Origin of the sequence: Psittacicella gerlachiana (assembly GCF_003585965.1) — a bacterium.
Taxonomy (GTDB): Bacteria; Pseudomonadota; Gammaproteobacteria; order Enterobacterales; family Psittacicellaceae; genus Psittacicella; species Psittacicella gerlachiana.
Genome location: NZ_NRJF01000169.1, coordinates 1 through 8,792, shown reverse-complemented (window position 1 = coordinate 8,792; position 8,792 = coordinate 1). Strand labels below are relative to the sequence as shown.

Sequence of the window (8,792 nt, the reverse complement as noted above, 5' to 3'; positions counted from 1 at the left end):
ATATAAAAAGAGTATTTTAATATTATTTTTTGCTACTATTATACTTGAGAAAAGCAACAAATTAATATTTATTATCGCAAAATAAAGCTAGGGGCTAAAAAAATTTACATAAAGACTTAAGTTTTTTAATATTCTTAAAATAGAAATCAATTTTGCAAAATTGCTAATTTATAACCATAGAATACTTGAGTGGATTTATCAGAAAAGCGAATAACTAGCCCAATCAAAAAAAATCATATGTTTTTACGCTAGTATTTTCTCGATTTTATTTTTAGCTGTAAGATAAAAGATGATTATTTTTTAAATTAAAATTTACCATTTTTAGATAAAATGATATAATACGAAATTGAAATAAAGTAGCCTATTTCAATATAGGTAACTGGTTACAGGTGAAAAATCAGTTTATTGCTGGATAACTTAGACAGCAATATATTTTTTTTTCAACAAAAATCGGATAATTATATAAAGTATGTCTTCTGAATTCCAAACTAAATTTATCTTTATTACAGGCGGTGTTGTTTCTTCACTAGGTAAAGGTGTAGCTGCAGCTTCTATTGCCGCTTTACTTGAGTCTCGTGGTGTTGACGTAACTATGTTAAAAATGGATCCATACATTAATGTAGATCCAGGTACTATGAGTCCAACCCAACACGGTGAAGTTTTCGTTACTGAAGATGGTGCAGAAACAGATCTTGATTTAGGACATTATGAGAGATTTATCCGCACTAAAATGTCAAAACTAAACAACTTTACTACAGGTCGTGTTTACTCTGACGTTTTACGTAAAGAACGTCGTGGAGACTACTTAGGTCATACGATTCAAGTAATTCCACACATTACAAATGAAATTCAGGAAAAAGTACTAGCTGCAGCTAAAGGTCACCAAGTGGCATTAGTGGAAGTAGGTGGTACTGTAGGCGACATAGAGTCTCTACCTTTCTTAGAAGCTTTACGTCAGTTATCTATTCGTGTAGGTCGTCAAAATACAGCATTTGTCCATCTTTCTTTAGCTCCGTATTTACCGACGGCAGGTGAAGTAAAAACTAAGCCAACACAACATTCGGTTAAAGAACTTTTAAGTATTGGGATTCAACCTGATATTTTAATTTGTCGTTCAACTGTAGCTTTACCAGTACATGAACGTAATAAAATTGCTTTATTCTGTAACGTAGATGAACGTGCAGTAATTAGCATGAAAGATGTAGATTCTATTTATAAAATCCCAGCATTATTATCTAGCCAAGGTTTAGATGATATTTTATGTAAACGCTTTAACTTAAACGTTAAACCTGCAGATTTACATGAATGGGAAGAAGTTATTTATAAAGAAGCAAATCCAATTCATGAAGTTAATATTGCTTTAGTAGGTAAATATGTTGAATTACCAGATGCTTATAAATCAGTAAACGAAGCTTTAAAACATGCTGGTTTATTTAATCGTGCTAAAGTAAATATCCACTACGTAGATTCTGAAACCGTGCAAGCACGTGGTGCTGACGAAATGTTAGCCGGCTATGATGGTATCTTAGTTCCAGGTGGTTTCGGTAATCGTGGCGTTGAAGGAAAAATTCTTGCAGCTCAATATGCACGTGAACACAAGATTCCTTACTTTGGAATTTGTTTAGGGATGCAAGTAGCGGTAATTGAATTTGCTCGTCATGTATGTGGTTTTAGCGATGCTAACTCAACTGAGTTTGATACTCATACAAATAACCCTGTAATTGGTTTAATCTCAGAATGGGGTGTAGATGTACTTAAAACTGGTACCCTTGAAGAATTAGGTGGTACTATGCGTTTAGGAGCAAACAAAATTGAGTTAAAACAAGGTACTCGTATTTATGATCTTTACCATGGCAACATGGTTGAGCGTCACCGTCACCGTTATGAAGTAAACTCAAAATATGTACCAGCTTTAGAAGAGCATGGGATGGTAGTTTCAGGTACTTCAGAACATCACGGTTTAGTTGAAGCAATTGAATTAAAAGATCATCCTTGGTTTATTGCTTGTCAATGTCACCCTGAGTTCACTTCAACTCCTCGTGAAGGACAACCTTTATTTATTGATTTTGTTCGTGCAAGCGTAGAAAATCATAACCATAAAAAATAATTTTAGTTAAAGAAAAAGTCTATACCTCAAAGGTGTAGACTTTTTTCTTTAACTTAATTTTTGAGTTAGGCTAGATTTTCTTTTTGTTTGGATTATCTTTTTTGTACTATTCTTTTTTTTATACCACCCATTTTTCGTTTTCTCTCCCTTTAAAACTTCACATCTAATACCTGAGCAATAAGTTTTTGTCTTTCCGTTAAAGGCTGCAGCTGTGTTTGTTGTTGCAGTTTTACCTTTCTAATTCTATTAAGTTCATTTCTTATTTGGCTAAAAGTAAAATCTCGAGTTTTTGAGTTGCTCTCTAATTTATTACAAATACTTTGACGGAGAATTAAAGCAAGAAAAGCAACAAATAATTTACCTTGGGTAATTTTTTCCTTGCTAAGACTGCTGGAAGTAATTTCAAGTTCACTTCTGAGGTTAGTAAAGAAAGCTTGACTCAAATTTGTGTACTTATAAGCTTCTAGAGCTTGCGTAGAGTTTAAATCCATTTGATTAGAGATTAAGATAAAGTGTCCGCATTGTTGTAGTTGGTTTTGCAGAGGTCTTGGAATTAAAGAAGATCCTCGTTTGCTCGTTGCTTGATTTTGTAACTCACAGTTCTCTAAATTACTTTTATCTTCAAAATTTTTTCCCCTATGATTAGTTTCTTTAGAAATATAATTACTTGCCATAGCTTGGTTGTCGATATTATCTAGTGAGGATAATTTTTGGCAAGCTTGTAAGTAATTTTTTTCTTCTTCACTTAAGAAGAGATTTTGTAAGAGACAATCTTCTTCGAGCGTAGCTCTATATTTATCTTTATAGATAAAGAGTTTTACCGGATTTTGTAAATATTCGCTCTTAATCTCACGATAAAATATCCGATGTTCTAAATTTAATTCATTATATTCCCAATTTTTAGCTAAGGATTTTTGTAAACTTTCAGTAAAGAAAGCACTATCTTTGTTAACTTCAGTCAGAAAATTAATCTGATTTTGTTTAAACAAACTAAAAGTACCAAGAGTTAAATCTTGAGAATCGAGAACAAAAATAGAAGTATCTTTAACTAATTTTTCTTCTGCTTCTAGCATAAATGCAAATACCTTGTCATTACCAAGAGAATCTGAGTGCCATGTATAATTCAAAGGTAATTTATTTTTACTCCCATAAATAATACCAAGATGAGTGCTTGGAAGCTCATTTTGGTGAGTACTATGGAGAAGATGTTGTTGCAAGGATTGTAAAGGAGATGAGGGTATAGCTATATCTAGATATAAGCATTTTTGTTTTAATTGCTGTTGCCAACTATTGAGAAAATCTTGCTGTGCCTCTTCATCTAAGTTAGCAAAAAGATCATAAATTTTGGTAGTTTCAAGTTTAAATTTAGGAGCAAAATCTTGTTCTTTGCTCCATGCAAGGTAATCTTGCATATTATGACTTTCAAAAGCCATATACCCTGCTAAATGTAAGATTTGTTCACTTTGAACCGAAAAGTATTGTTGTAGCAGTGAAGTTAAACCTAGTTGACGATACAGATGTAAATAAGTAGAGCTTATGCCGGTAACTAGAATTTGAATTTCTTCCGCAGGTACAGCGACATTAGTTACTGCTTTTACCTTAGCTGGAGATTCAGTTACTTTATTACTTGTAGTTTAGAGCTAATTATCTGCTCAAATTCAGCTTGGGAAAGATATTTAGCTTCAGGAAAATACTTGGCAAAGTTTTTATTTGTGATGAGTAAACCACTATTGGGTTCGAGCTTGCCGATGCTAACTTCAGTAGAGGTAGGAACTCCGTTTTTATTACGATATCTGTTTACAGCAAGATATACATATTTAGTTACATTTTTTCCTTTTTTAAAACTAATATTTTTCTTAGGTAGTTCTGTAAACATCATGTTATTAAAGTGGCCCTTTAGGTTATGGAGATAAAATCACCTATTTATTGGTAAGTTGAGTTGATATGTTATGTTTGTCAACGCTAGATAATTATCAAAATTAATTTATAGATACTTGCCGAAATTAAGGTAAGAAATACTGGGAAGATATGCGAAATTTATTCGAGTTTGTTAACTATAATTGCAATTTTGTATTATATAATAATTTAAGACTTTCTCTCTGCATAATAAACTTTAGCTAGCTAAAATGAGAAGAGAGTAAAAGTGATTTGTGTAAATTTAGTGACAATTCCATCTTTTAATTCATCCTTTAATTCATGAGGTAGTTATGAATGCAACTAGAGATGATTTTAGTGAGCGTGTATTAGTGCAGTTACCTGCAATGCTACACCTTTTAAAATTGAGATATCAATATTATCGCTTAGTTCCAAGTAATAAAAATGATACTAGTGAATTAGAACAAAGGGTTATTGACTCTGAAACAAATATTTTGTGCCAAGTATTTTGTGAGCAATATGCCAAACTAAATCCTAGTAGAAAGCAGGAAGCAGGCAAGCGGTTACATGAACTTAAGCAATTTGCTTCTTATGATGATTTAGGTAAGAGTTTTTATCAAGAACTTACAAGAAGTAATGAGTTTATTGACTTTGAGCATCCGGAAAATAATGTTTATCATTTTACAGGCGAGTTAACTTATGAAAATGATGGTAAGTCATTTCGTCCTGATATAACTTTATTTGTGAATGGTTTACCATTAGTTTTTATTGAAGTTAAAAAGCAAAACAATCCTGAAGGGATTTTAGCTGAAGTAAATCGCATGAATAACGACCGGATTCAGGAAAAGAGATTTACAAGCTTTTTAAATCTTACGCAGTTCATGATCTTTTCTAATGACATGGAATATAGTGATGCCTATGGTTCTTTTCCTACAGACGGTGCTTTTTACTGTACCAATAGTCGCAGTAAGGTAAAGCTCAATGTGTTTAGAGAAGAAAATCCATATCACCATGAAATTGCAGATTTTATTAAAAATTATGACTATGTAGCGGTAGATCCTCAACAAAAAGCACAAATTTGTCGTGATTTTAGGAAAGAAAATTACTCTTCACCTTTAACTCACATACAAGAAATTAATAGTCCTACCAATAGAATTATAACTTCTCTTTGTAGTCCTCAAAGACTTCTCTTCTTACTAAAATATGGGATAGCTTATTTAAATGATACTCGAGAAATTGATGGTAAGATGACCAAAATTGAAGAGAAACATATCATTCGTTATCAGCAATTATTTGCAGCTCTAGCGGTAAAAAGAGGTCTTGAACAGGGAATTAAGCAAGGGATTATTTGGCATACTCAAGGTAGTGGTAAAACTGCATTATCATACTTCTTAACCAAGATTATTCGTGATTTTTATAAAGCCCAAAATATTGTTGCTAAGTTTTATTTTATTGTCGATAGATTAGATTTGCGCAATCAAGCAATTTCAGAATTTGAAATGCGGGGACTTCATGTTGTAACTCCAAAAAGCAAAGTAGATTTCTTTAAGCAATTGCAAAGTATTGATATAAAAATTAATGATAAAGGCAATGATGAGATTACGGTCGTAAATATTCATAAGTTTGAGCAACAAGATAAGTTTGAAAAAATAGAAAATCCTTATAACTTAAAAATTCAACGTATCTTTATAATTGATGAGGCTCATCGTTCTTATTCAGATACAGGTAAGTTTTTGGGCGAACTTGTAGAAGCTGATCCTGAGGCAATAAAATTAGCCTTAACTGGAACCCCGCTTTTAAAAGATGAAGTCGCAACTAAAAATATTTTTGGGAATTATATTCATATTTATTACTATGATCAGGCGATCAGAGATGGGGTTACTTTACGGATTATGCGTGAGGATGTAGAAACTTCATTTCGTCAAAAACTTATTAGTGTCTATGATGCCTTAGAAGAAAAGAATATCTCTGATCTTAGGGAAGCTCGCTCAAAAGTTTTAAGTGCTCCAGAATATTATCAACCTTTAACTCAATATATTATTAAAGATCTCATTGAATTTAGAAGAAATTTTTATGAGCAAGGAAATAAGCTTGGGGGAATGGTAATTTGTGAAAGTACTAAACAAGCTAAATCCATGTATGAGTATTTTAATCAAGCTTTGGATAAAGTTAATCAAGAGCGAGCTGGTAAAGGTTTAGAACCTCTCATTCTCAAAGCGGGATTAGTATTACATAATGAGAGTAAAGAATATAAAGAAGAGGTAATTGTTAACTTTAAGAAAAATTACCAAGTAGATATTCTTTTTGTTTGTGATATGTTACTTACTGGTTTTGATGCCCCTCGCTTAAAACGTCTTTACTTTGGTAAGAAACTTAATATGCACACCTTACTTCAAGCCTTAACTAGAGTAAATCGACCTTTTGAGGGAATGAAGTATGGATATGTTGTTGACTTTGCTGATATTAAAGAAAACTTTGATAAAACTAGTGAGTTATATGAAAAAGAACTTGCCGAGTTTTATGCGGTTAATGACAAAGGTGAAAATATCGTTGGTAATCTTTTAGGGCAAATGGAAGTGAATCCTGAGGAAACGACCAAGATCTTTGAAGAATGTAAAGCTCTACTTTCAAGATACAATTATCAATCTCCAAGTGAGTTTATAAATAATTTATCTAAAGTTGAAGATATTCAAGAACTAGTGAACTTAGTTAAAACCCTTCAAGAGTTTCAGAACCATAAACAAAGAATTAAAAATCAAGGTTCTCAAGAAGAGCGAGAATTTATTGATAGCTTAAATATAGATAACTATAACAATTGCATCAAGGAAATAGATAATAGAATTAAGAACCTAAAATATCACCAACTGAGAAGTGAGGAGTACCCTGAATCTTTTGTAAATCTAGATGAGATTATTGCGACTCTTCAATTTACTTTTAAACTTCGTGGAAGAGAAGAATTAAAAATTAATTCATCTAGAACAAATGAATTAGAAGAACAAATTATTTCAACTATGCAAGAGATAAACTCTATTCATAAAGAAATTTATGATAAGAGTGAAGAAGATACGCAAGTAAACTGGAAAAGTTTTAATGAAGTTTTAGAGAAGTTAAATATACATGCTCTTTCAGCTTTAGATGAACAAGAACTAGAAAAGAATGTTAGATCTTTGCAAACTATCAAAAGTAAGATGCAAAGTAGCTTAGATAAAGAAAGAGAAGAAGCAAAACTCTTTGCAAATGATCCTATTTATTTAAGTATTTATCGTAAATTCTCTAAAAATGATGAATACCAAATTTTCCAAAATGAGAACCATCAGTTTTTAATTAGCTTCTTACAAGATTTGCAAAAGAAACTAAATCATAAGTTGGAGGAGAATGGAGCTTCATATAATACATTTCGCTGGTTTAGAGATATTAAATATGAAATGAGTCAAATTTTTGGTATTTATTCGGAGGAATTAAATATTTCTAGTAAAGATTTTTTCGATTATGCTAAAAATATGTTAGAGATTGTTAAAGATGATTTTAATGAACTCTTAAGCAGAACTAAATAACCAAATAAATTTAAGGCTAAAAATAGTTTTTTATAACTTTTTATAACTTTGAAATATAGATCATATGACTAGTAACGAACAGTTAAAATTACAAGAAGAAAAGTTAGCTAAGATTACCGAGGATACCAAAAAGCTAATTGATGACTTAAAAACAGCTTGTAAAGAAGCAGGTGTTGGTAATGTTGCTAATGAACAAAATATTATTACTCAATTGTTTCTTTACAAATTCTTAAATGATAAATTCACTTATGAATTAAAGAAAATTTCAGAGATTAAAGAGCAAGGGGATAATTGGTTAGAGTATTATCAAAAATTTGAAAATGATAAAGATGAACTAGAGTTTTTCTATACACAGATAGATAGCAATATTCCATCTTTTAAACCAAGTCATCTTATAGGATCATTAATTGAAAAGGTTCAAGATGATGATTTTGATAAATTAGTAGATAAGGTTCTAATCGAAATAGGTGAACAAAATCTTGAAGGCTTTTATACCAAAAGTACTTCAAATGAGTTAAGACCTATCCTAAAAGCGATTTTTAATGTTGATAGTAACTTAAGTGGACGTTCAAAATCTTTAGCTCAAAGTGCTTTTAATGCTTTAATTAAATTCTCTTTTGAAGCTGCATTTGAGCAACATTATGACTTTTACTCGACAATATTTGAATATCTAGTTAAAGATTACAATACTAATTCAGGAAGTGTTTTTGCAGAATACTATACACCTCTATCAATTGCTACCATTATTGCTAGACTTCTAACTGGAGATAAAGAGTATAAGAATGTAAGAATCTATGATCCAAGTGCGGGTACAGGTACATTACTCATGGCGCTAAGTCATCAAATTGGTGAAAATAGATGTACAATTTATGCTCAAGATCAGTCAGCAAAAAGTAACCTCTTTATTAAGTTGAATTTAATTATTAACGGTTTGGTAAGATCTTTAGATAATGTAATCCAAGGTGATACTTTATTAGAACCAAGTTTCTTTAAAAATAATGAAAGGGAGGGATTACCAAAATTTGATTTTGTAGTTTCTAATCCTCCGTTTAATTTAGATTTTTCTAAGAATAGAGATACTTTAGCTACTCAGAATGTTCGTTTCTGGGCAGGAGTTCCTGAGATACCAAATAAAAATAAATCTTCAATGAATATTTATACTTTATTTGTGCAACACGTAGTTAACTCTTTAAAAGAAGATGGTAAAGGTGCAATTGTTGTTCCTACTGGATTCTTAACTACGAGTACAGGGATTA

Annotated in this window: 4 protein-coding genes and 1 pseudogene; 3 read left to right on the top strand and 2 right to left on the bottom strand. The window is 31.2% G+C overall.

Annotated elements, in window-relative coordinates; translation table 11 throughout:
• Positions 1–469 precede the first annotated feature (469 nt).
• Complete coding sequence (locus tag CKF59_RS05680; protein WP_119534991.1) at positions 470–2,107, top strand: CTP synthase; 1,638 nt, start codon at positions 470–472, stop codon at positions 2,105–2,107.
• A gap of 149 nt (positions 2,108–2,256) precedes the next feature.
• On the opposite strand, the pseudogene CKF59_RS05675 reads toward CKF59_RS05680, so the two are convergent.
• Positions 2,257–3,696, bottom strand: a pseudogene (locus CKF59_RS05675) (IS1634 family transposase); the annotation flags it as partial.
• 26 nt (positions 3,697–3,722) lie between these two features.
• The gene (locus CKF59_RS05670) at positions 3,723–3,986 is read right to left on the bottom strand and encodes a hypothetical protein (RefSeq protein WP_119534989.1); all 264 of its coding nucleotides are present in this window, start codon (positions 3,984–3,986) and stop codon (positions 3,723–3,725) included.
• 328 nt (positions 3,987–4,314) lie between these two features.
• On the opposite strand from CKF59_RS05670, the gene CKF59_RS05665 reads away from it, so the two are divergent.
• A complete protein-coding gene (locus tag CKF59_RS05665; RefSeq protein ID WP_119534988.1) occupies positions 4,315–7,536 on the top strand; it encodes a type I restriction endonuclease in 3,222 nt (1,073 codons plus the stop codon).
• Between the two features lie 64 nt (positions 7,537–7,600).
• The coding region (locus CKF59_RS05660) for an HsdM family class I SAM-dependent methyltransferase (RefSeq protein WP_147397133.1) at positions 7,601–8,792 on the top strand (1,192 nt) is incomplete at its 3' end.